The organism is Paenibacillus sp. FW101-FHT12H11, from assembly GCF_058790355.1.
In genome coordinates, this window is sequence record NZ_JBYTCO010000020.1 from 1 (window position 1) to 25579 (window position 25579).

Below are 25579 nucleotides of genomic sequence, written 5' to 3' on the forward strand. Positions count from 1 at the left end.
GATTGCTCGTCCTTATTTGAAAGCTGAATAGCTCATTGACTTGCTAGCGAGATTATTCATCTCATTTATAGTCGATTACTCGACTGTGCTTACTCACTCGTTGTTCAGTTTTCAAAGATCAATTTCTTTCGTTCACTGCCGTGTTACCGAAGCAGCGAAAAGTAATATACCATACTATTTTTCATTGTGCAACTCTTTTTTAAAATCTTTTTTCGAGCTGCTTTGACACGCTTATTTCGCGGCTTTCTTGCGGCCGGAATGACAATATAACATGTCCGACAAGTGGATTGCAACTCTTTTTTTCATTTTCTAAAACAAAGAAACACCTGCCCTTTCAAGCAAGTGTGAATGTCATCTTTTATCCATCATAAACGGTATAGCTGTTGATGATCGCCGCGGCGAACGTTACGCGATTATTTCGAAAATAATGGAACAGAATACGAGCCTCCGTCGATTCGTCATCATACTTGGGAAAGTTGAAGAAATCATCGTCTTCCCATCCCTCCCGTCGCAAGCTTTCAATGGATTCGGCAATCACACCCGGGATGACCGGCTTCATAATCGTTAACATCTCTCTCACCCCTTTTAGTATTCCATCGTGATAATTGGTGTACCCGCAGTCAGGCGCCATTTGCCTGAAGTTGATTCCTGATGCAGAGCAAGCTGCAAATTCACGGTTTGATTTCCGCTTTGGATGGAAGTTTGAAACGCATCAGAAGCCAATGACAAGCTAATCGTCTTCGAATCGCTATAGCTCTCTACCGTTTTCCCTTTAAAAGACTGCGCTACCGCTTGAATAACCTCGTTGGCACTATTTTTCCCGTATACTACCTGTTCGTTCACATAACCTTGCACCATCACATTCCATTGTCCTTGGATGCCTAGTTTCTTTAATTGATCGCCCGCTTGCTCCTGCCAATTCATAAGTTCAGATTGATCCGCTTGTTCAGATGCATCTAGTTTGAGGACGGTGTAGCAGCCGTTTGACCCAGCTGGACTAGCAACTGTTAAAGTAACGACCGTACCGGGAGCAATCTCCATACTCGCAGTGTACACAGCATGAGAATTGGACTCACCCAATTGTTCTTTTTTCGGGATATCGAAGGCTTGAGAAAGTTTTTTACCGGTTTGCAGGATGTTGAGATCGCTACCAGCGCAAGTTCCGTAATAGCCCGTATATTTAAAAGTGATATGCTGCTCATTCACCATGTACGGTTTTACCGTGTTCAAAAGTTGAAGCGCCTCTTGCCCGCTGCGAGCATCTGCATGACGAACCCAGCCAAAAATAAGGCCGATAATAGAAAGAGCAATAATGGCGTTAACCCAATTTTTCTGCATATAAAAAGGCACCTCTTCACTAGAATCTTCAACTCTAGTAAAAGGATGCCCAAATCTATCAAATGCTAAACCAATAAGCGGAGACTACTCCAGCTCTTTTTCCCGGCGCAAAATCTCCTCCATAGACTTGTTAAGCGCAGCCTGAGGGCCAGGGAAGTGCTTGTTATAGTAGGACAAATCCATGATAACCAAGAGAATGAGCATTCCCGCTACGGCATAACCGGCCATTTGGTTCGGCGGGATAACCATGATGACGCAAATAAAAATAATCCAGAGCAGCGCGACAATGGAGATCGCATTGCTATATTTTCCGAGATTCCAGGGACCAAGATGCTTATCTTGAAATCTTCCTTCGGCTTTGGCCCGAAGCTTCAAGTAAATCGGAATGCCATAGGCGACATAAAGACCAACAACACTAACCGCCGTTAGAAACGCTATCGTTGTATATGTGGCATCCGGGTTCACCATTTTGATGAGATAGTCGATGAAAGCAAGCAGGAAGGAGAGGATGATGGCCAGCCAGATGGCTTTGGCCGGGGTCCGGTATTTTTTTGAAATTTGCGCCCACTGCGAGCTTAACGGCATCCCTTTATCCCTTGAAAAAGCATACATCATGCGGGAAAAAGAAGTGATGGACGCAAGTCCGCAGAACCACATCGCAGCGGTGACCAGCCACAAAATGACGGAACCGAACGTGCCGCCAAGCGCTTCGCTGATCACATAGATGAACGCATTGCTGGAACCAGCAGCAGCGCTAGCATCCTTGATGGACAGAGTGACAAAAGCAAGCATAATAAAACCAATGACAAATGAATAGGCGACGGAGGTGAAAATGCCCCAAGGCGCGCGCACACGCGGATTAATCGTCTCTTCAATGGTATGCGCCGAAGCGTCATAACCCGTAAACGTCCACTGTGCCTGCAAAAGTCCGATCAAAAATGCAAACATATAAGGTTTGTCAGAGAAGGTTTCGCCTACATGAAACAGGTACGAGACCGGGTTTAGGCTGCCTTTGGTGAAAAAGGCTAGAGACAGGACCAGCACCGCCACGACAGCGATGTGATACCAGGCGGAGAAGTCGTTCAGCTTCGCAACGATCCGAATGCCGATGTGGTTGAGAATCCCATGCGTGAGCAAAATGACCGAGAAGCAAACCAACACGGTTGTATTGTTCGATTCATAGCCGAAGACACTCGCAATTAGAGGGTCAGCGAAGAGCGCAACGGAATAATCGATGCCAGCGACGATGCCGATTTGGCCAATGAGGTTGATCCAGGCGGTGTACCAGCCCCAGCGTTTGTTTTTGAGGATCGCAGCCCAGTGGTATAAGGCGCCTGCCGTCGGAATGGCCGAAGCCAGCTCAGCCATCACCGCCGCAACGCACATCACAAAAAACGCGACGATCGGCCAGCCGAAGCCCATCATGCCCGATCCGCCATAGGTTAATCCATGGCCATATAAGGATACAGCGCCAGTCAAAATGGAAATGATGGAGAATGAGATCGCAAAGTTGGAAAATCCGCCCATACTGCGCAGCAGCTCCTGGGCATAGCCGAACTTGTTCAAATCACTTTTGTCTTTGTCCTGATGATTGGAAGATACGCTCATCTCTACTCCTCCTCATCCATTCACAACGATTTGTGCAGCCAAGTCTCATTTCCCCAAAAAGCTTTCGTGCTTGCTTTCATCGAATTCCCGAATGCTCTTGTTCGCAACGCTAACGATCCAACCAGCAAACAAACATGTGATGACAACGATGACGATGCCAATCGCCAGTCCCATTCCGCCCCACCTCCTTCACTGAAATCAGATTTCCAGGTTAACTCCGCTCGTTTTTTGTTCGAGCATTTTTTGTACAATGGTCCCGATATGTGCGCCGCCCTCCAAAGGAGGTGTGCCTCCGCGATGAATATTGGATATAACCGTGCGGTCGCTTTCTACCGTGCCTTTTCTCGGTTTGTAACAGATGTAGGCACTCAATGATTTGGACGAAACCAGCCCAGGACGTTCTCCGATCAAAAGCACAAGCACATCCGGCTGCAAGATTTCCCCGATGTGATCCATCACGGCAACCCGCCCGCCTCGCACAAAAAACGGAGTGCCTGTGGATAACTTATAAGCCGCCAACGAGTCAAGAAGCGAGGGATAGACATCGGCCAGATTGGCATCTACCGCGTTGGCGCTAAGCCCATCCGACACAACAATCTGCACTTGAGGATGCTTGCTGCATTTTTGCTGGATAAGAGCGATTCCCTCTTCGGTAACAATACGTCCCATGTCGGGGCGCTTCAGGTAGTTTTCTGTATTCTCATAACGCGTTTCCACGACAAATAAGCCGAATTGGTCCAAAAGCGATTGACTTGCTTCGCCATAAATGGAATCGACAGCAGCCGCATGGTCACGGCGAAATTTCAGCACTTCTTTGGTTAATGCCCGCGTTCCGGTCCGCCAAACGCCAATTCGCGAAGGAGTACTGGCGAGCAGTTCGTTCATCCCTTCCCCCCATTTGGGACTAGGAACCTGCGACTGCGGCTCTTCCTCTGACGGCATATCGGGATCTGGCTGATCGGTCGGCGAGGGCTCTTCTTCTTTTGAAACAGTAACGGACAGCTTCTTCTCCAGCTCTGCCATCACCAGATCCACTAGCGCATCGATAGGGACAGCTTGGTTCATCGCTACACCTCCTTCACATGAATAGGCTCGGGTCCCCCGCAAGCGGCGTTAGCCGGCCGTTGTCCATAAGGCCCATTCGAACCAGCCATTGTTCAAAAGCAGGAGCCGGTCGCAGTCTCATTAATTCCCGCAAAGTAGCGATATCGTGATAGCTGGTCGACTGATAATTGAGCATGCAATCGTCCGCCATGGCGACTCCGATCAAATAGTTAACGCCTGCGGCGGAAAGCAGCACAGCCAAATTGTCCATATCATTCTGATCCGCCTTCATATGGTTGGTATAGCAAACATCCACCCCCATCGGCAGCCCCTGCAGCTTACCCATGAAATGATCCTCCAACCCGGCGCGAATGACCTGTTTGCTGTCATATAAATACTCGGGCCCGATGAAGCCAACCACCGTGTTGACAATAAACGGCTTATACTTGCGGGCAAGCCCGTAACAGCGCGACTCCAGCGTGACCTGATCGATGCCATGATGCGCTTCCGCTGATAGCTCAGAGCCCTGGCCCGTTTCAAAATACCACAGATTCGGCCCCGTCCCTGTCCCCTCCCGCGTGATCAGTTCATCCGCTTCATCCAGCAGAGCGACATCGATGCCAAAAGCTTTATTGCCGTCTTCCGTTCCCGCCAAGCTTTGGAACACCATATCCGCAGGCGCTCCTTGCCGAATAGCGCGCATCTGCGTTTTGATATGCGCCAAGACGCAGTTCTGCGTAGGGATCTGCCATTTCTCCATGACCGCCTTGGTCATCTGCAAAATGCGCTTCACGCTATCTGCGGAATCAATCACGGGATTAATGCCGATTACCGCATCGCCGATCCCGTAGCTTAATGCTTCAAAAAGCGCTGCTTTTATGCCTTGAATATTATCCGTAGGGTGATTGGGCTGCGCCCTCCCGGCGAGCACGCCTTTTTGACCGATCGTGATGTTGCAATGGCTGGTGACCTCCATCTTGGACGCGGCCTGCACCAGATCCAGATTGGTCATCAGCTTGGCGGCGGCCGCTACCATCTCGCTCGTTAGGCCTCGGGAAAGCCGGCGAATCTCGGGGTTCCCTGTCTCCTGACGCAGCAAATACTCCCGCAGCTCAGCCACCGTCCAATTCCGCACCTCGGCATAGATCTTCTCATTCAAAGCATGCTCGATGACTCGAGAAACTTCATCGGTCTCCGGAGGCAGCAGGGGATGGTTCCGGATATCTGCCAGCGTCAAATCGGCAAGCACCTCTTTGGCGGCGATTCGCTCCTTCGCATCCTGCGCGGAAATGCCCGCGAGCTGGTCGCCTGACTTCTCCTCATTCGCTTTGGCCATCACTTCCTTCAAATCTTTGAATTGAAACGTTTTGCCGAGCAGCGTCGTTTTCAAATTCACCGGCCGTTCTCCTCCCCTCTTCCCTGGCCTTGAAAGGCCAATGTTTTGACCACTACGGGAATCATGATACCGGAAATCGGCTCGCCCAAATCGATATAATCCCCGTACTCCACACGGATTTGATCGATGCATATGACTTTCGGACGCTGCGCGCAGCGTCTCGAGAGGGATTGGCCGAGCGCTTTGGCGATGTCCGTTTCACAAATGACGACCATCGCCTCGCTGTGAGGAAAATGATGAATAAAACTCAGATACAGTTTATCGGCTATGTATTGAAGGGTTGGATAGGTTAAGTGGTGCGTCCCAGACAACGCGAGTCCAAACGGAGGCGAACGATCAAGAGCGAATAAGCTTGCGCCATCTTGCATGAGAGCGTCAAACCGGTCCGCAAGCGCACTGCCCTGGACTAGCAGCTGCGGCGATAGGTCCAGCTTGAGCACGGGCAAATTACGGATCGGCAGCAGCGAAGCATCCAAGTGCACCGTCGCACCGCTGATCTCCGTGCTCTGCATGCCGGCGCCGATGACGGTCGCTCTGACCGTCTGATCCGCTTGAATCTGGCGAGCGGGGTAGCCAGCGGCCAGATCTTTCCAGGCATGGGCAAGCAGCAGGCCGATATCCTGGTATGCGGCAGCTTCCTCCAAGCTGCGGGACGGCATTGTCTCTGCCATCAGTTGGCCTACGCCGCCGGAGACCATCCACTCTTCTATAGAGGGGATGGCAGGTAACGGCGTTCCGATTATTAAGGCCGTTAGCTCCGCGCACGAACCGCGACCGCTTAAATAGTCCATGATGCAGCGGCACATGGCTGTGCAGATCTCGTTCAGCTGCGGCAGGCTTAGCCGGTCGCCCGGCTGAACGGTGTAGCCGGCCTCCTGCAGCCAAGGGCGCAGCGACGGCGACACCTCAAGGATCGTACCAGTCGAGTCGATCCGTATTAGCCTGCCGCCGACATGAAAGGCGACCGTGCCGAGCAGCTTGCCGCGATGAAAAATCGCGGCATTGGCCGTACCGCCGCCGATATCGATGTTGGCGACTGCGCCTCGAAGCTGCCAGGAGCGCTGCTCCGCGCCGGCGCCTTTGCCGGCGAGCAGCCCTTCGAGATCAGCGCCGGCTGTCGCGACAACGAAATCGCCCGCTCGTTCTGCGAGCAGATGGAGGATGTGCTGCGCGTTTGTTTTGTTCGCCGTCTCACCGGTAATAATGACGGCGCCGGATTTGATATCCGCTGGCAGGATGCCGGCCTGCTCGTACTCCTGAGCCACGATGGCCCAAATACGCTCGGCGTGGATCTCATCGCTGCTGAGTAGCGGAGTGCTATAAATCGGACTCGCGTACAGCAGCTCCCGGTCCGCAATCTGGAAGCGCGGCAGGCTGAGCACGCCGGAGGAGCGCACGATTTTCAACCGGGAAATAACCATCTTCGTCGTACTTGTTCCGATATCGAGTCCAACACTCGTAATCCATTGGTCAGCCATGTGTTCGCTCACCCGCACCTGCTAAGGCCTCAGCTCCATCCCGCAGAATATCTGCCGCCAGCTTCGAGAGGGGGATGCTAGTCGCCATGCTCACTTCGCGCATTTTGGCGTAAGCCTTCTCCTCACTCAAAGCGTGCTTCTGCATGACAAGCCCTTTCGCTTTTTCGATGTTTTTCCGTTCCTCAATGGATTGCTTGAGAAGCTTGATGTCCTGTTTTAGCGAGTCCATCTTCTCCTTCTGGCTCAAGGCAATCTCGACAGCTGGCAGCAAGTCTTCCTCCGACACCGGTTTGACTAAAAAAGCAGCCACCCCCGCTTCGCGTGCATCCTTCACCAGCTCCTTCTGGCTGTAAGCCGTCAAAAGCAACACCGACGTATCCTGCTGCAGCTTGCGGATAATATGAGACGCCTTGATGCCGTTCATGACGGGCATTTTAATATCCATAATCGCCAAATCCGGCTTCACGCGAGCTATGAGCTCTATCGCTTCCTCACCATTTTTGGCTTCGCCTGCGACGAGGTAGCCGCCCTCCTCCAGCATTTCACGGATATCCATACGGATGATCGGATCATCATCGACGACGACGATGGCATTTTTCATGGCATTTCGTCCTCCTTTGGCTGCGTTCTCGCTATTGGAAATGTAAGCTGCACTTCGGTTCCTCGCTCATCCGTCATGATATCCAGCACGCCGCCGAGATTTTCTTCTACTAATGTCTCCGTGATCTTCAAGCCGAGATGGCCTTTTCGCTCGGAGTGATTCGCCGCTTTGAAGCCGACGCCGTTATCCGACACCCGAACCCGGGCAAAGCTGTCTTGGTGCTGCAGAGAAACTTCAATATGTCCGGTACGCCGTTCTCCAAAAGCATGCAGTACGCAGTTCTGCACCAGTTCATTCACAACAAGCGCAAGCGTCGTAGCGGCATCGGATTGTAAGATGAGCTCATCCCCGGAAATAACCGGGACGATGGTCTGATCCGGTTTGGACGAGGAGGAAATAATGTTCTTAATGATGCGGTCCACAACCTCGTTAAAATGGATCGTCTCCAGTCCTTCGAACGCAAGCATTTCGTGAATGACAGCAATCGAATTAATACGGTTGATGCTGTCGCGATACACCCTCACGACCTCTTCGTGTTTCGTTCTTCGCATCTGCAGGCGGAGCAAGCTGGAAACGGTTTGCAAATTATTTTTCACACGATGGTGAATCTCCTTGATGACGGCGGACTTGATGATCAACTGCTTTTCCTTCTCTTTCATATCCGAAATATCGCGCAGTAAAATAATCCCGCCTACCTCCCGCTGATCCCGGTAAATGGACATAGCTTTGAGCTCGAAGGTCACATGCCCGATTTGCAATTCCTGCTGGATGAGGCCTGAGCGGCCAAGTACCGTCAATTTCCCGTAAAATAACTGGGTGATCAGGGAGCCGTTAGCAGCCTCAGCTGTATGACCGATTTCCTTCAGCATGTCGAGCGCACGCGGATTCGTGTAGGTGACCCGCTCCTTGTCATCAAAAACAATGACGCCTTCATGCATCAGCGACTGCATGCTGCCCTGCGACATGGCCACGCTAAGCAGCGTTTCGCTCAGCTGTTCCGTTGTCTCCATCAATCGGGTCACATTCTTCTCCTGCTCAAGCTTCTCCGTAATGTCCTTCTCCATGATGAGTGCCCCGATAACCTGGCCGGTTCTGGACCGAATCGGCACGACATTTTGCTGGATGGCAATCTGCTCCTGCGAAATGCCGCGCGAGCCGATCACGGATTGGCCGGAAAGCAGGCAGAACATGACGGCGGGCTCATTTTGCACAAAAGCGTACTGACCTACGACTGATGTCTTGTACAAGGAAGAGCCTTTGGAGGGACGCGCCTCCGCTACGACTAGCGCCATCCCTTTGTCAGGGAGTGGGCAGTCTATAAAGACATCGGATTCGGATACATTGGCAAATAGTTGGAGATGATCCGCCATCTCTTGGATGGTTTGGGTTTCTTCTATGCTCAAAAGCGTATACTTCCTGCACAATTCCATTATGGACGCCATGGTGCATCCCTCTTCACTTTAGGATCAAGAGTGTACGATTTGCATAAGCTTATCTTTTAACTTGGTAATGCCTTCGTTTGACGCAGCGGATGTCAGAAAGATTTCGCCTTCCGGCAGCGCCTGCCTCAGAAGTTCTATCGCATGATCGATATCTGCCTGGGGGTGATCGATCTTGGTCACAGCCCCTAAAGCCGGCACGGCAAAACCTTGTTCAAATCCAGGGGGAAAATAGTTCCTGTCCCGCGTAGCATCCTGAACCAGCAGAACGGCGGCGGCCTCATGCGAGGTCGCCATTAACGAGCGGTAATACAGCGGATTCTCGCTGTACTCGCCGGGAGTATCGATCACCCAGTCACGGTAGATGAGGCTTTGTGTTTTGGATGCGGGCTGGGCCTCCCCGAATAAGGCTTTGATCAGCGTTGATTTGCCTGCGCCGACGGCACCGATGATCATCACTTTTTTCATCGCGTTATGACCTCGTGATCGGTGCCGTCGAGAATTTCAACTTTTCGAGCAAAAACACATTCACAGCCGCAATCGCCATCTCCACAGCAGCGACTTCTCCCGTGAGCACCAGCGAACCGGTGAATCGGTCCAAATAGCCGATGCCGACGTCGGCTGCTTTGGTCGCAATGTCCGCAGCGATGATGGCTGTCTCGGTTGGTGTCAACGTAAGAATGCCAATCGCACTGCGCTCCTCGATGCCAAGTTTCGTATACAAAACCGGGTCCGGATTGGCAATGACATGAGCCAGTGTCAGCTGCTTGCCGGGGACATATTCCTGAATCACTCTTTGTTTGTGCTCTTCCATGCTTCCTCCTCGGCCTCCTTCGCGACCTCGAAGCTATCGACAATGCCAACGATCATCGCATCGATGGGCACCATTTTATCCTTGAACAAGGTTCGGGCCGGGCTTCCCCTAGATACGATCACACGTTCGCCAACACCTGCTCCAATGCGGTCTGCGGCGATAATCGGCGTACCCGCTTCGCTGTCTTTGAAATCCATCGGTTGGATGACGAGCAGCTTTAAATTGTCCATGCCTGTTTCCTTTTGCGTAGCCCATACACTGCCAATGACTTTCCCGTAAAACATAGGACCTCACCTTTCGGCCATATATTCGATCTGGATGCCTCTATCCTTCAGCATGTCTTGCGCTAGAGCGGAAATGATTGTTTTTCTGCCGATTTTCAAGGAGCGAATGGGACGATTTCTTAGCTCCCGTTGGATCCATTCTGCGGAGACCAGTTTTCCTTCGTATACGATGGCTTCGGGTTCGGGTTCGTGTGCAGATGTGGGTTCGGATGTGGGTTCGGATGTGGGTTCGGATGTGGGTTCGGATGGGGCAGAAGATTCTGGAGCTTCAAGAATTTCAGAGCGAATTTTGCTCACGGCTTTCTCGGCAAGCTGTTTACTGGGGGCGAATTCGACGCCATACATTTGGAGCTCCATTTTGTAATAATCAAAAAGATTGCGATACGGGGTGGGCAGCATCAGCGTTTGAAGCGTCCGGCGGTCCGCCTTTTTCAATCCTGAGATATCCTCACCGATGAGGACGAATTTATTTTGAACTAGCGTAGAAAAAATGATCTCCGAGACGATCGTCCCTTTCATGCCGAGGGCTGCTCTCGCCGCACTATCCAGATCGATTTCCGGAATCACGATGCCTTCGTACGCAAGAGGCACCTCTATGGGAGCTGGAGCGAATTCGTCAGAAGCAATGGTCTGGCCTCGGCCGGCGCATTCGATTTTGTGCTTACCGAGCCAACAGGAGGCTTCGCCGTCCAGGAACATCAGATCATGGTCAATGCCGTGAATATTTAATGCTATAAAATGATCGGTGAAAGCTTCATGCGCCGTGCTGTCGTAAAACAGATAAAGCACCTTCGGCCTCTTGGCCTGCTGGTTCAAAATCTCACGAACGATCGCTTCGACCATTTGCTTGATCTCCAACTAGCGCAACCTCCTTTCTGCATTCCTAGGGATGATCTGGACTGTGTCCCCTGTCGTTAAGTGGGCTGCATTCGCCTCATCACGGTCGATATGGAAATCCAGCGAATACTGCGGGCTCACCCTCACGATCACATCGGCAAAAATGATGGAGCGCTCCCCCATTGCTTGCACGTGTATGCGGTCCCCGTGGTTTAGGCGCAAGGTCTGGGCTTCCACCGGGGAGGCATGTACGTGATTTTTGGCGATGATCAGCCCTTCGGTTAAGGTGAGGGTTCCCGTTGTGCCAACCAGCGTGATCCCCGGTGTGCCTACAAGATCGCCGGAAAGGCGAATCGGTGGATGAACGCCAAGCTCGAATCCGTCTGTGCGCGAGATTTCCACTTGGGTCGCACCACGTGAGGGTCCCAAAATGCGGACGTTAGACAGGCTGCCGTGCGAGCCTTTGAGTGTCACTGTTTCGATGGCGGCGAATTGCCCCTTCTGGGACAGCTCGCGCAAAGGTGTCAGCTGGTAACCGTTGCCGAAAAGCATATCGATATGATGAGGTGCGAGGTGTACATGCCGGTTGGAGACGCCGACAGGTAGGAAGTTCGGCGGCAGGGTGCCGGATGGCGCAGAAGCCACACGCTGTAAACGAATTCCTCGCTCCTTCAAGAAATCGGCCGCTGCGGGGGTCAGCTTATCCCCCTCTGTAACGGGAAACGGATTCGCCAAACCTTTGATCAGCTGTGCGCGCAGATACGTTTCCGTAATGAGCGCCATCTTTTACCCTTCAAGCTTAGGAAGAATGAACTCAATGTCGGAGTGCGGACGGGGGATCACATGCACCGAAACCAGCTCTCCTACCTTCTCCGCAGCTGCTGCGCCTGCATCTGTGGCTGCTTTGACAGCACCGACATCTCCCCTGACCATCACTGTCACTAGCCCGCCGCCAACATGCACTTTCCCGACCAGCCTGACATTCGCCGCCTTCACCATCGCATCCGCCGCTTCAATTGAACCTACCAAGCCTTTCGTTTCCACTAAACCTAATGCGGCCAATTCACCTGCCATTGCAATCTCCTCCTTGGATGATGGGATTAAGATAATTGCATATCCGTAAGGACCTTTCTGATAATCTGAGCAACTTCCTCACGCGTAATGCCGAGCTGATTCGTCTTGATTAGTCTGTCCGCCACTTGGCTGGCGATTTGACTAGAGTCGTCGGAATTCGTCGCCACAGGCTCCTCAGGCTGAGGCATTTCCTTTATGCCGAAGGCAACCCGCTTGATGTTCAGCAAATGCTGCGGCCCAATGTTGTCCGAGGTGATGTTATTGCCAAACGTCCCGCAGCCCAGTGTCATGGAGGGGAAGATTCCTGTCGTAGCACCGATACCACCGAACGTTGTTCCCGTGTTAACGACAATGCGTGATGCCGGCTTTTCCAACCCGAAAGCTTCAATAATCGCCTGGTCCTCAGCGTGAATGCCGAGCGTATGTCCTAAGCCACCGAGCGTTAACAGCTGAATGCACTTTTGGCAGCCCTCCTGCCAGTCGTCCACCGTAAATAAGGCAAGCACAGGGCAAAGCTTCTCCATGGAAAAAGGGTAATCGTGCCCAACTTCCGTCTCTTCTGCGATTAATATCTGCGCGCTATCCGGGACGTCGATGCCGGCTTTGCCTGCTATGGCCTGTGGTGATTGGCCAACAATTTGCGGATTCATCCCTTTCGTGGTCATCAGGATAGAGGCGATTTTCTGCTTTTCGTGCTTATTGAGGAAATAGGCGTTACGACGTTGTAATTCTTGGATGAGGTACGGCTTAATGGCTTGATCCACAACAAGCGCTTGCTCGGAAGCGCAGATCGTGCCGTAGTCAAACGTTTTACTATGCAAAATATGGTTCACCGCGCTTGGGATGTTCGCACTCCGGTGGATGTACACCGGCACATTGCCGGGCCCGACACCATAGGCGGGTTTGCCGGAGCTGTAGGCGGCCTTCACCATGGCGGTTCCGCCTGTGGCCAAGATGAGATCCGTCAGCTTATGCCGCATCAGCTCCCCGCTCGCCTCCAAAGTAGGATGCGAAAGGCAATGAATAAGCCCCGGCGGAGCTCCCGCACGCTCTGCCGCATCCCGCATGACGGCGGCTGACTCTTGCGAGCAGCGAAACGCCGAAGGATGCGGGGAGATGACGATCGCGTTGCGTGCTTTCAGCGCGATCATACATTTGAACAGCACCGTCGAAGTCGGGTTCGTTGAGGGAATGATGGCCGCAATGGTGCCGACAGGTTGGGCGATTTCCCAGACCTGTCTTGTGTTGTCCTTGCGGATGATCCCCACCGTTTGCATGTCCTTTATCGCCGCATAGATGTCCCTCGCGACGAACAGATTCTTCGCCTTTTTATCGGCGACTTTCCCAAAGCCGGTCTCGTGGACGGCCATAGCGCCAAGCCGCTCAGCCTGCTGCTCCGCCGCTTCGGCCATGGCCGATACGATCGCATCAATTTGTGGCTGCGTCATTTTTTCCAGGAATTTCTGAGCGGCCTTGGCCTCTTGCAGGTAATTGCGAACCTCCTGGAGCGCTTGCAAATCGCTGTCCAGCTTCATGTCGGCCGCTCTCCTTCTTCAGCGGACAGCTCCGAGAAAAGCCGGACTAGCTCCGCTTTGCTAACCAGCTGAATATCTCGTCCGGCCAGCGGGAATTTTGGCATGCTTTGGGCGAGCTCTCTGAGTTGGGCGACGGACATTTTGCTCCAGTTCGGTGCAGTTGCAGGAGGCTCTTCATGCTCTTTTGGCTTGGGTGCTTCTGGTTGTTCAGGGACTTTGGGCTGCTCCCGCTCTTGGACGCTCTGCAGCATCAAGTAGACCGAAGGATCCGGACGCGGGATCACCTGTGTGCCGAGCAGCTTGCCGACCCGCTTCGCCTCATCAGCCCCCGCATCTACAGCCGCTTTGACTGCTGCCACATCGCCCCAGATATAAACCGTTACGATGCCGGCATCCACCTTCTCATACATCGTGACCTTTACATCCGCCGTTTTTGCTGCAGCGTCTGCGGCGGCAATTAATGCCGGCAAGCCGTAGGTTTCGATCATGCCCAAGGCTAGCTTTTGTTCAATCATTACGGACACCTACCTCTTACTGGCCTATTTTCTTCGGTTCTCTAGCGATGCTACGGACAGCCTCCGCAAATGCTTCAGCCGCTGCCATACAGGCCGATTGACTGCCTGTCAGCAATCCGCCCGCAAAATTCGTCTCCGTCGGCGGACCATAGAATTTGCACAGACGCACATCGGCGGCTTTGAGTGCGGCATCCATGGCGTAGACGGCTTCCAATGGAGGAGCAATTAAGTAAGCAAGCGGCTCGCCTTCCCGGATCTCCGCTTCTTTGGAGAGATACGAGCCTGTGCGGGATACTACATGCGCATAGTACGCGTGGGTTGCGTCGGCATTCAGCGCGTAGAAGCAGGCGCCACTCTCCATCACTTGTATAGCGGCATCCAGCCCGCTTCGCACTTCGTCCGGCGAGGCGCCGCCGATGATGCCGATGAATTCACCGGACAGCGGCCCCGAGGCGTGCCCTGATCCGGCATAGAACGAGCGGGCATATACCACCTCAACCGCTGCGTTCTTCGTTGCTTCATCGATGGCGGTGTAACCTACATCATCGATGGTTGAAGTCAGCAAGCCGAGGCTGCGGATGCCCGGCTTCAGCTCCAGCTTCTGCGCGAGCCCGGCGTCGACGTTCGGAATGATCCGGACGGCGAGCGGTACGGCGCGTATCGGTTTCTCGTTAGGGGGCACTCCCTTCACCTCTCCGCCTCGAATGGAAGCAAAAAGGTGCCCCGGTTCGGAGAACGCTCGACGTTCTTGGACCTGAGGCACCTTTGCCTGTTTTATGCTTTTGTTAATGGATATGCGATGAGTGAGACAAATATGTTAATTCTTTGGCCAAGCTGCGTTCTGAAGCAGTTTATTAATCAATAGAGCGGTTTGACCGCGCGTCGTCTTGGCATCCTTTTCAAAGGAAAATCCATTACCTGCATTCAGTATATTTCTTTTCATCGCCATAGCAGCAGCATCGATTGCCCACTCATCTACTGGCCAGGATAATTCAGTTAAACGCTGTGCATATCGCGCACGCTCTGAATCATCCAACTTTATTGCCTTATTAATGAATTTCAAAGCATTACTAATCATCGTGACGGCTTCTTGATGCGTAATATTTTGCGCTGGACGGAAGGTTCCATCTTCATACCCACTAATAAGTTCCGAGCTTACTGCCGTATAGACAGCTTGACTATACCAATCCGCATCATTAACATCTGAAAATCCTTTATACGTGCTACTTGCTGGTTTTAAGCCCAAGCCTCTAACTAAAAGTGTCGCAAACTCCGCACGAGTTACGTTCTCATCAGCACGGAAAGAACCATCTTCAAATCCTTGAATCACGTTGCTAGCCGCTAATGACTCAATGTCATCTTTGGCAAAATAGCCCTCTTCTACATCGGCAAATTGTTTTTGCGATTTAAACACCGTATAGATGGAGTTCCCTTTTCTCCAAAGTGTTGCGTATGCAGGCTTGTCATCTTTGTCCCAAATTATGGTCAATGGGACGGAAGCCAACGTTTTGGATTGAGGATCCCATACGGCTCCGTTTAACTTTTCACCTGGATTTAACTTAAAATCTTTAGGTAAAAGAACATTATGTCCAACAAATTCGGAAAACGAATCAATAGTCGCAACGATGCTATCGCTATCGTCAATAAGTGAAAGTTCATAAGTTAGAGCATTACCTACACTCTCTCCCCCATTTAAAGCAATCGATTTTTCTAATTCCTGTTGGTCGGCCGTCGGGAGCTTATCAACGCTAACTCTAAGACTCATCCAATCCTTTCCACCACTTGCTTTCAATGCATCTTGAAGTACGTCAAAAGGGATTCTCGCTGTTCCTATAGTCGTATTAAAAACTAGAACAGGATCTTCTAGCTTGCTTTTAATCTCATCAATTAAACGAGCATTGAGCTTGAAGTCGTAGCCATCAGCAGTAGTCTTTAAGTCGATTAGAACTTCATTTTTGCTAGCTTTAGCTTGTTCTTCTACTAGCTTTTTTAATTGTTCAGGACTGATACTCGATGATACGCGAATCGCACCATTTTGATTGACGATATCCCATTTGAAGAGTTCTGCAGGGCCCACTGGGCCGCCACCGCCACCCCCTCCTCCAACGGCGCCGCCTATCGTTGGCTCTTTATCGTAGGATTTAAGTACCTTTAGACTCCGAATTCCTCCGTTACGTTGAAGAGCAAAATACAAACTCCCCTCTTCTTTCCCTAACTGCGGCACACTGAATGATATCGAAGAAGCTTTATCTTCCACAGAACCAACTAAGAAAGCATTTGATGAATTGACATCACGGTATATACTAACAGCATCATATGCCTGCAACCCTGTAATTGTAATCGTATCCGCTAAGTCTGACTTATTGTTGGTTATTCTAATCTGACTTGGCAATAAAGATGGGCTGTAGATTCGGTCATTTAAATCAATTGTTTTCGGCACACTCTCGCCAGTTGCTGTAATTCCATAAACAGCGAGCTTGGTTGCACCGTTCGGTATTTTAGTGTTCATTGGGATACTTGTTGGGTAATATCCAACATTATTTTTAGGCAAGCTTATAATAGACTTCATTTTTTGCAATTGATCATTAACAAAATAAATATCATAACGCAGAATTGACGAATTTATCGCACTGTAATCAGCGTTAAAGTACATGTATCCGCCTATTTCTCCTAGTTCACCATCTAAATCCCAATTCATGAGCTGAGTTATCCCAGGCAATAGCTGGTCTACAGGTAAGGAACTAGTCGCTTCTCCAAGAATATTGTCTGAGATAGAATAAGTCCCGACTGGAAAATATTTAACGTCAGCGTTCACAGCACTGAGTGTAATAACTTTGGCCTCAACTGGAATTTCATCTTCCTGAATAGATACACTGTACTGCTGCTGCCCTTTTTCAATTTGTGCAAAGCTTTTACCAATAGGTTCGAAATCTTTTCCAAGGAACTGTACTACATAACCTACGATATTAGTTTCATTTAGCATCGGTGTCCAGTTCAAGGTTCCGTTTATGTGATTTGCACGATTATCAGTATCTTCGAAATAATCATTCCCCATTGTCCCCGCAATTTTATCCCAGAATCTATAATAATAGCCCTGAGTACTTTCTCCTTGAGCATTCTTTCCGAAAATGCCTATTTTCTGAGCACCTTCTGGCATCACAAAACCATTCGGCAATGTAATTTCATAGCTGGGTAGATCTAGATCTTGATAAGGACGTTTAAAGTTATTTCGCTGTATCTCCGCAATAGGCTTCAGCTTCACGTTATTTGCATCTACAAAATAAAGGCTGTAAGAAGTAGCAGAAGAGGGACTCGTTGATGCATCATACCAAGCAATGTGTCCACCCAAGTTCCACAGTCTTGTATCTTGATCATCAAACTGCATATCCTGAATGACCGGTACCGGGATTGCGGGATTACCTCCTGTTAGGACTGGGCTATTCGATGTGTTATCAAAAATTTGCATACGATACATTTCTGAAACCTTATGACCAGCTAAGTCTTTTGGAGTTAGATCAACATATACAGCACCGAGCGGCAATGAACTATTTGGAATATCGAAATAATTAAATCCACCCCCTGTTGTTACCTGCTTAGGAACGTTTATCGTTTGACCGATCGTTGAACCATTTGTATCAGAGAAGGTTAGTTCATATCCAGAATAGAGCGGCTCAGAAGATGTCATCCAAGATACTTTCGGGTGAATTTGACCACGAGTTAGGTCTTGATCTTCCAAGAAGTACTGAAAGAACCCACTACCTCCCCCTCCACCTGTACTGACAGCTATAACAGTAATAGTGAAAGGATAATGTACTCCATTAAGTTTTATTACTAATGATGCTAAACCTGGGTTGAGAGCTGTAATTTTTTTAGTTGTGCTATCCAAAGAAATTGCTTTATTTTTTACATCAGAAAACGTCAACGCAGCAATCTCATAATCCGTAACATCCTTAACCGTCCCATCATCAAATTGATTGAACACTTTAAAATCTTTCTCTTGCCCCACAGTCATCGCTTCCGGACTAATCCTTAACTGTCGACTATCCTTTATTTGTACATTATCAAAGTAAGCAGCACTGTGACCCTCAAAGAAGTCATAATTAGGTTTTCCTTGATCTGCGAATTCAACTTTTACCTTACCCAGTGTCAGACTAAAAGAATAAGTCCCTTGTGCAGGAAGCTTTAACTCATCACCGTTGCTTAATGAAGATAAGCTCAATTCATACTCATGATTTTTAACTAGTGATGTTGATGTTTCCAGTGTTATAACGCTGTTGAAATAACTGTTAGGATATTGTTGTAGTGTTTCATATCCAGTTAACCTATTAAGACTTGTTAAAGTTACATTAGTCCCTGCGGTAACATCTTTTAATAAGAAGTCAGATAGAGCAAGATGACCGAAATCTATCGCAGGTAGGTTATTTGCCGATGGCAACGAGAGCTGTATGGCGTTCGAATCGTCGCTAGCAGGTATGAAACTCACAAGCTGATTATTCCGGGGTATATATGTATTAGCATTTACTTTAGATAAATATTGCTCACCTACTATACGATATAAGCCAAGTTTCGTATTGTCACCAAAATACCGAACATTTCCATATGAATCTATTTCTTTGGTGAACTCCTGCGTGGTTTGACCATCTGAAGCTACGATTCTGCTAGGAGCTGTGTTAGCTGTATAGCCGACTTGATTGATATTAACATTTTTCAATTTGAGATTTGCATCATCATACCCATAATAAGTGCTATCATGAAATGATAATTTATCCTTGTTACTATCATAAGTAATGGTTGTTACCGATCCATTATTCGTTATGTCTACGGACACTTTCGTAGGATCTTTCACATAAACGTAGCCTCTTAATCTCCCATCTTCCGGTGAATACATAAAAAAGCCAGGAAAAGCAAACGAAACTGTAGGCAAAATAATCTGGATGATAAATACGACAATTAAAGACAAACCCATCTTTTGGAGAATATGTTTCCAATAACTCATGAATCCAAGCCACCTCTTCGAAGTAATGGAATAATTAAACAAAAATGATTATACCATAAATGATATAATCATCTTATAAATCAACTTTATTCCTTCATTAAATTTTCATAAAGATCCTCGTTTAACTGTTGGTACAACCTCTCATGAGGAAGTCGATTCACCGCTTGTTCAACTTGTTTCTTCCCCTCCAAATAATCATTACGATTTCCTGACTTATTCCCAAGTAAAACATACACTTTCGCCATGTCATAATAGGCCGATGCACCCCAAGGCATCAATTTCTGTGCTATCGAATAATCTTGAATCGCCGATTGCATATTCCCAATTGCAACGTTATTCTGGCCTCTCATCTGAAAGTATTTCCCTACCTCCACCCAACTTGTGAAAAACAACATGACTACCAGACAAATAGATAGAATTGCCTTTACAGACTTACTTGGATTGATTAGTACTGTAGCCATATCTGGACTCTGTACCATAATGTACTCAACAAACATAAGGAAGATAGCGAGGATGAAAAGAAAACTAAAATCAAAATCAAATCCGGCATGAAGGAGTAGAACAGTGCTCGCTAGCACAACTCCTTTTATCCATACTAGCGAATGGTTCTCAGCAACTGTTTTTAATGATTTATACAGAGCAAAGCTGCGATAATATAGGATTATGGCAATTAATATAAACAACAAAGATCCGAATACACCTATATCTAGTGCTAATTGTAAATAATGATTATGTACAAACCGAACAAAATACGCTTGCGATTGGTAAAAGGATTGCCATACACTCCATCCTCCTCCGCCTGTTCCAAGCCAAAAATAATCGGTAATCATGGGTAAGCTATCTTTCCAGTACATAAGCCTCATCTGAAATTCAGAGGTTTCTGGCTGGATCGTTTTGAGCCTTGACCAAAAAAAGAGCATATCCCCTTTTAATAAAGCTGCTACTGCAAAACTAATAAAGTGAACAGACACTATTTTTAGCCAAATAGCTCTCTTCCGGAACTCTTGAAATAATGCCAATGCAGCAACTGACACAATCCACAGCACCCATACTGATCTGGAGAATGTAAGTAGAAGTCCTGTAGCTTGAATAATCATCAATATGAAGTCAATCTTACTGGCTTTCCTCATGTAAAAGAAGATACTCATTAACAGAGAAACCAATAAGAAAATAGCTAATGCGTTGGCATAACCTATTGTTGATTCTAGTCGTTGCTGCCTCTCCAACTGAAAGATGACTCCAATCACAACGAGGAATGCTCCCATGTAAGGAATCCATCTGAAAATTTTCATCATTTGTTCTTTGGACAGGGCAGAAAAAAGTATTGCAAATGGGAGCATGGTGGTTATTTTGATAGCCTCTAAAATGGCATTTTCCACATCTGCCGCGATAAACACACTAATCCAGTAAAGTAAAGCGATTAAGAATAAACATAGATGCACCAGATGTAAGCGTATCTGCTTAATTGTAAGGCTGTAGATTAAAAATGCAGCGACTAGAAAGATATTGGCGAATAAATAATTTAATTCATATAGATAGCCTTGTTTTAGGAGACCCAGTCCCAAAAAGAGTAAAATGACGATATAGATAAATTTCTGGATAGTGTTGTCCTCCGTTTAAATCTAGTAGTACTTGTCCTTAGGAGAAGAATAGTTGTGGATAACTCCTTTTTCGATTACGAAATTGGTGACGGTCTCATGAATCATCCATCTTTAGAGACTTTTGTAACCATATTTTATCATAGGAAGATTTGCGACTTGAACAAGAAATACCGCCCAACACACATTTAAGCGTGAATAGACGGTAAGTAACTGTTAAAACATTCACTTCTTTTTCTTACTCTTCGCCTTCTCTATGTTTCGAGCAACCCTATACTTCACTATCCGGCTGATCAATTCATAAGGTATCGGTTTGCCACGTGGAAATTGCAAAGTTCCTTTTGACGCATGATATTCTGCGACCTCATCTTGGAATTGGGTAATTCCGTCCGGTGCCGGATAAAATCCAATGTGATTTTTAAAAGCTGCAAAATGCACCAAATTCCCGTGCTGCTCAAAAGTTGGCATCGCATAGCTGATTTTTTCCTTGGCGTCCGGGGCGGATTCTTTAATGACTTCTCGCAGCTTTTGCAGAATCTCCTGAATATCCGGCGAAAAGGCGGAGATGTACTCATCGATGGATGTGTATGTGATTTTTTCTTTCATAGGTTCTCCTTTAGGTCACTTGACCGTACCAATATATTTGCTGCTTTTACGATAGCCGGCGGAAATCCGTTAAACCTTCCTCAAGAACAAGTTTCGTTTCTAGGAGAGTAAGCGTGTTACCTTCAATTACATTAGAGTTATATGTCTACTCGATTCGGTAAACTTCATCCAAATTTTTCAAAGCAGCCGCAGGCAGAGGCCTGAGCCCATCTAATTCTTTTTTTAATCGATCGATGTTATCGAAGTTCATCATGCCGCTCCTCTATCTCAATTATTACCATTATATCACAGTAGGTAGGGCTTAAGACGGTGATTGGTAGAAAATGTTCAATCGCATATACCATTCCCTACAATAAAAAAAGCAACCAATCCCAAAGGATTGGCTTGCTTCTCATTACCTCTTCTCGTTACTGCTCCATCACTTTAATTTGTGGTTCCCAGCCCAATAATCTCTTCGCTTTCGCGTTGGAAATAAGAGATGTTCTTCCCTCTAACGAGGAACGAATTTCTTTTACACCAGGCAGGTACTTCGCTACTAAATCCAGCGTTGGCCGATTCGACGAGCTATCATCCGCTGCAATGATAAGCGCCTCCGCGCCAAGCCCATCGACCTCAATGGCTTTAAGACAAGCAGTAGCTACGTCCCTTGCATCAATGTAGGACCACAGGATGCGCAAACGCGCGTCCGTATTATCGAAGTTAGCTTTCAGCTGCTCGTAACTTTCGGGCACCAGAATGTTGCCTAAGCGGAAACTGACCACCTGCATACCGGTACGCCGATTGAACGCCTGCGCGGTCACTTCATTCACCACTTTGGACAAGCCATAGCTGTCCTCCGGCAACTGTGGGTGATCTTCATCGATGGGTAGATAATTAGGCTCGAAAAATTCACTGGCAAAACAAATGCCATACGAGGACTCACTCGACGCAAGCACGACTTTCTTGACCCCCAAGTTGGCCGCCGCCTCTAGAATATTGTAAGTGCTCATCACATTATTACGGAAACATACCTCATTCGTATGTGTATAGGCTTGAGGAATAGCGGCAAAATGCACAATACCCTCGACCTCTTTCCGATTGCCAGTACTGAATTGCGATATCGCATTATGTACCTGACCCAGATCATTGAGATCAGTAATAATCGTCCGGCAAATCGGTTCCGCTGGAGCTTTCACGTCCAAATTAATGACATCATAATTATTTTCCACAAAATGTTTTAAAATCCACTGGCCCGCCTTACCGCTGCCGCCAGTTACAATGATCCTCTTTTTGTCCATGAACGCTAAATCCTCCTCGTTTTGTCTAATCAACCTCTATAGAAATCCCGAATCCAACGATGCGCTTTCAGCTTTTCCACTTGTTCCTTGGTCAGTCCTTGTCCGTCACCAACACGCATATTTGCTTCCACGTTGCGCACAGAGCGCATACCCGGAATGACCGTTGACACAGCAGGATGGCTTAACACGTACCGCAGTGCGATTTCCGGCATTTGTTCAACAGCAATATCCAGATCAGCTGTAATCTTCTGAACGCGATCATACACCTGCTGCTTGCGATCACCCCGGAAATAGTTGTTGCGGAAATCGCCTTCGCTAAACGTCGTGTCAGGTGTAATACGGCCCGTGAGACCGCCTTCATCCAGCGAGACTCTGACAATAACGCCTACATTGTGCGCTGCACAGGCAGGAAGCAATTGATCCTCAGGACTTTGATCGAAAATGTTATAAATCACCTGCACCGTATCCACGAGCCCCGTTTCAATCAGCTTGAGCGCATTGTTCGGTTGATGATCATTAATGGATATGCCGAAGTGTTGGATTTTGCCCTGCTCTTTCAGCTTGCGAATCCCCTCCAGCCAGTCTCCCTGTCCCACCCACTCGTCCGACCAGACGTGGAACTGCTGCACATCAATCGTCTCTAGACCTAGATTACGCAGGCTTTGCTCTGTACTTGCTATGACATGCTCCGCTGTAAAAGTCTCCTCCACAGGTACGCCGTCGCGTGCCGGCCATTGTCTGTTTTTCGGAGGGATTTTGGTCGCTACATAGATAGGCTTATCATGGGCTTTCACCACTTGTCCGACAAGTCGTTCACTATGGCCGTCGCCATAACCTAGAGCCGTATCAATAAAGTTCAACCCCAGCTCAATCGAGCGATTCAGTGCTTGAATGGATTCCTCATCGGAAGCGCCGATCCAAGCCGTTTTACCGATTCCCCATGCACCGTAACCGATTTCTGATATCTGCAGTCCTGTTTTTCCAAGAGTTCTAACGTTCATCTTCCGTCCTCCATCCACTGATTTACTTACACTTGTTATTATACAGGCAAAGGAAAAGCTGCATAAGAACTGAAAAAGTTGTCAGTTAGTTACTTTGGCGTAAGTGGGGGGATCGAAAAATAAAAACCGCATGCTACATAAAAATAATATTTGAAAGCCCTTGAAATATCTGGTATCATCACGTAGGTAAAAACTACTATATTTAGGAGATGGACAGCAATGAAATTTAGGCAAATAGGACTACTAGTATTATCATTCATTCTAGTAACGACTTTCTCACAATCCGCTTACGCACATTCAGGTAGGACGGATGCGAACGGCGGGCATAATTGCTCAGCCAGTTCCAAGGCCAAAGGATTATGTACCGGCTACCATTATCACAATGGTGGATCTTCCTCCGGAAGCAGTTCGCCATCAACATCATCCGGCGGGTCAACTTCCAATGCTAAACCAGCAGCAACACCTGTAGAAACAGTTTCAAGTGGGTATGTCAAAGTAGAAAAGCCAACATACACGATTAACGTGAATGGTACTTCAATCACCAACTCGGCCCTTAAATATCCCGTCATTTCTTATAAGGACATTACGTATTTTCCAATGACCTTTAAGTTTACTCAAGCGCTTGCTCTAGAAACAGTATGGGACGCTGAAACTGGATTCGTCATTCGCAAGACTTCCAATAAGGCTGGAAAGCTTGAATTGGATTATGGAAGTACTAGCTCTAACCTGTATGCTAGTCAACCTGATTTTAATATCTATGTGAATGATGCTTGGATTGATAATGGTTCCGAGGAATACCCGCTATTGGTGCTAAATGATGTAACCTATTTTCCAATGACATGGCATTATGCGGTTGATGAACTCGGTTTAGCCATAAAGTTTGAAAACAACACTTTTTATATTTCTAAATAAGATTCTAAAATTGTTAGTTAGTTAGTACTTCAGCATAAGTGAGATTGCAGGGGAAATAGAGAGGAAGACAAAAGACACCCACACGGGTGTCTTTTGTCTTGAGATTTCACTTAGTAAACTTTGCGGTTAAATTAAATAAATTCCAATTTACCCCATACAGTTGTTGCAAAACTGCTAAAACTAATACTGTTTTTTAAAAACAATTGAATCAATGACCCCTATTAATTGCAATATCAATAAATTGGAAATTATATACTATTATAGTATAATTATATATAACACAATTTTAGAGCATTAAATCCCTAAAATTATGAGAGGTGGTTTTTTTGAAACTTCGTATCCCCTTAATTTTCCTAGTACTATGTATCTTTGCAGGGTTAGCTCAATTATCTAAGAATATCTTTTTCATAATTCCAAATAACAATATTCTTTCATCAATTCAGTATTTATTTCTAGTAGGAGTAGTTATTTTTATTTTTGAAAAGATAAAACTAAGTCAAAAAAAAGCTAACTTTTTTGTATGCCTGATCCTCATTCTTGCGGGGTCATTATTTGCCTACTTTACGATCTAATTATGCAAACAACGCTTTTTATATTTCAAAATAATCTAACAGCAAATAAACCCCACCTATTTAGGATGGGGTTCTATTCTGACGCTACTGCACCTGCTTATGCTAACTACTTAGGATTAGGTCCATATTGGTTCTCATTAGGATCACTGTCTTGGCAGTAAAATACGATAAGAATAATCGCACCGATAAGTGGAATTAATCCAATCAAAATCCACCAACCACTTCTCCCGGTATCATGAAGCCTCCGGCATGCAACGGCTAAAGACGGTAATAGAACCGCCAGTGAGTACAGGCCAGTCAAAACATTTGTAATCCCCAATAAGGATTCCAATATGGCAAGGATGATGGAGATAATCAGATTAAAAAGCACAAACATCCAGTACTCCTTGCGTTGAGCCCTACCTGAAAATCCAACGTAGTTTTTCAACACCTTTGAATACCACTCCATGTATCTTCCTCCTTTATATTCACCAACTTGGATTCATAAAACGGTTTCCTTTTTACAGTCTCCTTCGCATTTGTATGTAATTATTTAATCTTGTAAAGACTCTGCCCCCCTTTGGAATGTTTGCATATTCTCACTCCACCTCCCCGAATAAAGCCAAGGCGTTTCAGGCTCCAAATAATGCTATGCCCTTATATGTATTTTGATGA

Annotated in this window: 25 protein-coding genes and 1 pseudogene; 1 reads left to right on the forward strand and 25 read right to left on the reverse strand. The window is 47.6% G+C overall.

The genetic code is table 11. The features are described 5' to 3' along the window. Positions 1-358 precede the first annotated feature (358 nt). From AC3WTJ_RS36500 to AC3WTJ_RS36615, 24 genes and pseudogenes are all read right to left on the reverse strand, one after another. Positions 359-571, reverse strand: coding sequence for a hypothetical protein (locus AC3WTJ_RS36500; RefSeq protein WP_492526570.1), 213 nt, complete (start codon positions 569-571; stop codon positions 359-361). Between the two features lie 14 nt (positions 572-585). Continuing rightward, positions 586-1338 carry a YwmB family TATA-box binding protein gene (locus AC3WTJ_RS36505; RefSeq protein WP_492526572.1) on the reverse strand — a complete coding sequence of 251 codons (753 nt, stop codon included), beginning with the start codon at positions 1336-1338 and terminating at the stop codon, positions 586-588. A gap of 84 nt (positions 1339-1422) precedes the next feature. Continuing rightward, positions 1423-2946, reverse strand: a complete 1524-nt coding sequence (locus tag AC3WTJ_RS36510) for an amino acid permease (RefSeq protein ID WP_492526574.1) — start codon at positions 2944-2946, stop codon at positions 1423-1425. A 45-nt stretch (positions 2947-2991) separates the two neighbouring features. Continuing rightward, complete coding sequence (locus AC3WTJ_RS36515; RefSeq protein ID WP_315955750.1) at positions 2992-3120, reverse strand: hypothetical protein; 129 nt, start codon at positions 3118-3120, stop codon at positions 2992-2994. A 24-nt stretch (positions 3121-3144) separates the two neighbouring features. Continuing rightward, positions 3145-4011: an ethanolamine ammonia-lyase subunit EutC gene (gene eutC / locus AC3WTJ_RS36520; RefSeq protein WP_492526576.1), complete on the reverse strand. Its 867-nt coding sequence runs from the start codon at positions 4009-4011 to the stop codon at positions 3145-3147. A gap of 13 nt (positions 4012-4024) precedes the next feature. Continuing rightward, positions 4025-5386 carry an ethanolamine ammonia-lyase subunit EutB gene (locus AC3WTJ_RS36525; protein ID WP_492526578.1) on the reverse strand — a complete coding sequence of 454 codons (1362 nt, stop codon included), beginning with the start codon at positions 5384-5386 and terminating at the stop codon, positions 4025-4027. Continuing rightward, on the reverse strand, positions 5383-6864 hold the full coding sequence (locus AC3WTJ_RS36530; RefSeq protein WP_492526580.1) for an ethanolamine ammonia-lyase reactivating factor EutA: 1482 nt from the start codon (positions 6862-6864) through the stop codon (positions 5383-5385). Before AC3WTJ_RS36530 ends, AC3WTJ_RS36525 begins: the two co-directional genes overlap by 4 nt. Continuing rightward, positions 6857-7465, reverse strand: coding sequence for an ANTAR domain-containing response regulator (locus AC3WTJ_RS36535; RefSeq protein ID WP_492526582.1), 609 nt, complete (start codon positions 7463-7465; stop codon positions 6857-6859). Before AC3WTJ_RS36535 ends, AC3WTJ_RS36530 begins: the two co-directional genes overlap by 8 nt. Beyond that, on the reverse strand, positions 7462-8907 hold the full coding sequence (locus AC3WTJ_RS36540; protein ID WP_492526584.1) for a sensor histidine kinase: 1446 nt from the start codon (positions 8905-8907) through the stop codon (positions 7462-7464). The genes AC3WTJ_RS36535 and AC3WTJ_RS36540 overlap by 4 nt, the downstream gene beginning before the upstream one ends. Before the next feature lie 24 nt (positions 8908-8931). Further along, the gene (locus tag AC3WTJ_RS36545; RefSeq protein ID WP_492526586.1) at positions 8932-9372 is read right to left on the reverse strand and encodes a EutP/PduV family microcompartment system protein; all 441 of its coding nucleotides are present in this window, start codon (positions 9370-9372) and stop codon (positions 8932-8934) included. Between the two features lie 4 nt (positions 9373-9376). Then, positions 9377-9718 carry a BMC domain-containing protein gene (locus AC3WTJ_RS36550; RefSeq protein ID WP_145668689.1) on the reverse strand — a complete coding sequence of 114 codons (342 nt, stop codon included), beginning with the start codon at positions 9716-9718 and terminating at the stop codon, positions 9377-9379. After that, the gene (locus AC3WTJ_RS36555; RefSeq protein ID WP_492526588.1) at positions 9694-10002 is read right to left on the reverse strand and encodes a EutN/CcmL family microcompartment protein; all 309 of its coding nucleotides are present in this window, start codon (positions 10000-10002) and stop codon (positions 9694-9696) included. The genes AC3WTJ_RS36550 and AC3WTJ_RS36555 overlap by 25 nt, the downstream gene beginning before the upstream one ends. A 6-nt stretch (positions 10003-10008) precedes the next feature. Next, positions 10009-10860: a PT domain-containing protein gene (locus tag AC3WTJ_RS36560; RefSeq protein WP_492526590.1), complete on the reverse strand. Its 852-nt coding sequence runs from the start codon at positions 10858-10860 to the stop codon at positions 10009-10011. Beyond that, on the reverse strand, positions 10861-11622 hold the full coding sequence (pduL, locus tag AC3WTJ_RS36565; RefSeq protein WP_492526592.1) for a phosphate propanoyltransferase: 762 nt from the start codon (positions 11620-11622) through the stop codon (positions 10861-10863). It abuts the gene before it with no gap. Between the two features lie 3 nt (positions 11623-11625). Then, positions 11626-11913 carry a BMC domain-containing protein gene (locus AC3WTJ_RS36570; protein ID WP_127455654.1) on the reverse strand — a complete coding sequence of 96 codons (288 nt, stop codon included), beginning with the start codon at positions 11911-11913 and terminating at the stop codon, positions 11626-11628. A 26-nt stretch (positions 11914-11939) separates the two neighbouring features. Then, complete coding sequence (locus AC3WTJ_RS36575; RefSeq protein ID WP_492526594.1) at positions 11940-13448, reverse strand: acetaldehyde dehydrogenase (acetylating); 1509 nt, start codon at positions 13446-13448, stop codon at positions 11940-11942. Continuing rightward, positions 13445-13963, reverse strand: coding sequence for a BMC domain-containing protein (locus tag AC3WTJ_RS36580; protein ID WP_492526596.1), 519 nt, complete (start codon positions 13961-13963; stop codon positions 13445-13447). The genes AC3WTJ_RS36575 and AC3WTJ_RS36580 overlap by 4 nt, the downstream gene beginning before the upstream one ends. 16 nt (positions 13964-13979) lie before the next feature. Beyond that, on the reverse strand, positions 13980-14645 hold the full coding sequence (eutL, locus tag AC3WTJ_RS36585; protein WP_492526598.1) for an ethanolamine utilization microcompartment protein EutL: 666 nt from the start codon (positions 14643-14645) through the stop codon (positions 13980-13982). A 135-nt stretch (positions 14646-14780) separates the two neighbouring features. After that, entirely contained in the window at positions 14781-18959 is a 4179-nt protein-coding gene (locus AC3WTJ_RS36590) for an S-layer homology domain-containing protein (RefSeq protein ID WP_492526600.1), read from the reverse strand. 86 nt (positions 18960-19045) lie between these two features. Beyond that, positions 19046-20338, reverse strand: a complete 1293-nt coding sequence (locus AC3WTJ_RS36595) for an O-antigen ligase family protein (RefSeq protein WP_492526602.1) — start codon at positions 20336-20338, stop codon at positions 19046-19048. A 444-nt stretch (positions 20339-20782) separates the two neighbouring features. Continuing rightward, positions 20783-21163 carry an iron chaperone gene (locus AC3WTJ_RS36600; protein ID WP_492526604.1) on the reverse strand — a complete coding sequence of 127 codons (381 nt, stop codon included), beginning with the start codon at positions 21161-21163 and terminating at the stop codon, positions 20783-20785. A 67-nt stretch (positions 21164-21230) separates the two neighbouring features. Then, positions 21231-21413, reverse strand: a pseudogene (locus tag AC3WTJ_RS36605) (hypothetical protein); the annotation flags it as partial. Positions 21414-21570: 157 nt separating this feature from the next. Continuing rightward, a complete protein-coding gene (locus tag AC3WTJ_RS36610) occupies positions 21571-22440 on the reverse strand; it encodes an NAD-dependent epimerase/dehydratase family protein (RefSeq protein ID WP_492526606.1) in 870 nt (289 codons plus the stop codon). Positions 22441-22469: 29 nt separating this feature from the next. Further along, positions 22470-23441 carry an aldo/keto reductase gene (locus AC3WTJ_RS36615; protein ID WP_492526608.1) on the reverse strand — a complete coding sequence of 324 codons (972 nt, stop codon included), beginning with the start codon at positions 23439-23441 and terminating at the stop codon, positions 22470-22472. 219 nt (positions 23442-23660) lie between these two features. Here AC3WTJ_RS36615 and AC3WTJ_RS36620 point away from each other — a divergent pair, with 219 nt between their 5' ends. Next, positions 23661-24353, forward strand: coding sequence for a YHYH domain-containing protein (locus tag AC3WTJ_RS36620; protein ID WP_492526610.1), 693 nt, complete (start codon positions 23661-23663; stop codon positions 24351-24353). A 678-nt stretch (positions 24354-25031) separates the two neighbouring features. On the opposite strand, the gene AC3WTJ_RS36625 is transcribed toward AC3WTJ_RS36620, so the two are convergent. After that, the gene (locus tag AC3WTJ_RS36625; RefSeq protein WP_492526612.1) at positions 25032-25373 is read right to left on the reverse strand and encodes a DUF805 domain-containing protein; all 342 of its coding nucleotides are present in this window, start codon (positions 25371-25373) and stop codon (positions 25032-25034) included. Positions 25374-25579 lie beyond the last annotated feature (206 nt).